Source organism: Thermoanaerobaculum aquaticum (assembly GCF_000687145.1).
GTDB classification, from domain to species: Bacteria; Acidobacteriota; Thermoanaerobaculia; order Thermoanaerobaculales; family Thermoanaerobaculaceae; genus Thermoanaerobaculum; species Thermoanaerobaculum aquaticum.
Genome location: NZ_JMFG01000056.1, coordinates 1 through 1,322, shown reverse-complemented (window position 1 = coordinate 1,322; position 1,322 = coordinate 1). Strand labels below are relative to the sequence as shown.

Below are 1,322 nucleotides of genomic sequence, written 5' to 3'. Positions count from 1 at the left end.
GCTGGCGAGTGCGTTCGGATCCGATGTCTCTCCCTGGCTTAGGACCGGGTAACCATGGACGGAGAGAGGGACGAGGGTTGTCCTCGCACAACCCCGTCCGATCGGTGCCATTATCAGCAGCACAAGCGAGGGCTTAAGTTGGGTCTTGCTGTGCGGGAGCACCTTCTCAGCCAGACGCGCCGTGAAGAGAGCTTCCCGTTCCATCACTTATTGCCGGAAGCCAACCATCGGCCGCGTGATTTCCGGACCACGTCTGTGTGGCACAATGGTCACATGAACGGCCGAACCAGGTACAGCGCTTGGTGTTCCTTCTGGCATGGGTCTTGCTCGTTCCCGGTTGTCGGAGGCGCGTGGTGACCGGGAAAGCGGTAGCTGAGACCTTAGGAACGCAGGCGATGGCAGAAGCCTTGGCCCCGATCCTGCGGATCGAGAACATTCACGCAGGTTACGGAAAAAAGGAAATCCTCCATGGCGTCTCGCTCGCCCTGGCACCTGGGGAGATTGTTGCCCTCATCGGCCCCAATGGGGCTGGTAAGTCCACGCTTCTGAAGGTTGTGGCTGGCTTGCTCCGCCCTTCACAGGGGCACATTTCCTATTGGGGCAAGGACATCACTGCCGTGCCCACTTTCCAGCGGGCCCGGTCGGGAATCGGCTACCTCATCCAGGGTGGCGCTATTTTCCCGAGTCTAACGGCAGAGGATCATTTGCTTTTAGGTCGAAGGTCAGCTCTTCGGGGCGGCCGCAGCCCGCGGAACCACTTTGGGCGGCTGCCCCTTCCCAACGACGCTCGTCGCTGGCGGGCAGCCGCTGGCCTTTTCTCCGGTGGTGAGCGCCAGGCTTTAGCGTTGGCCACGATCCTCGCCAGTGATCCGCAGCTCCTGCTGGCCGATGAGCCTTCTGCGGGTTTGTCCCCGGCGGCCGCCTCCGACCTCTTGGCGAGCCTCGCCGCCGCCAGCCGGGAACGAAATGTCGCCGTACTTTGGGTGGAGCAGCGTGTGGCGGAGGTCCTTCCTCTGGCCAACCGCGCCGTGCTCCTGCGAGCTGGGCGTGTGGCGGCGGAAACGAGCGAGCCTACCCAGTGGCTGGACGGTGACACTCTGAGCGAACTCATGTTCCGGGAGGACTCGTGACTTCGAATCTCGCAGCCGCCGAGCTTTTCGCGCGTGGGGTGAGCCCGGCCGCCGAAACGCAGCCGGTAGTGCCTCTTGAATCCATCAACCTTGTCAAGACGTTCGGCGGCGTTCGCGCCGTGGACGAGGTGAGCCTCTCCTTTGAAGCGGGCAAGGTCACGGCTCTCGTGGGTCCCAACGGCGCCGGAAAGA

Annotated in this window: 1 protein-coding gene and 1 pseudogene; both read left to right on the top strand. The window is 63.0% G+C overall.

The genetic code is table 11. The features are described from left to right. Nucleotides 1–395: 395 nt before the first annotated feature. Nucleotides 396–1,130, top strand: a complete 735-nt coding sequence (locus tag EG19_RS11985; protein WP_152544069.1) for an ABC transporter ATP-binding protein — start codon at nt 396–398, stop codon at nt 1,128–1,130. Next, nucleotides 1,127–1,322, top strand: a pseudogene (locus tag EG19_RS11980) (ABC transporter permease subunit); the annotation flags it as partial. The gene EG19_RS11985 and the pseudogene EG19_RS11980, both read left to right, overlap by 4 nt.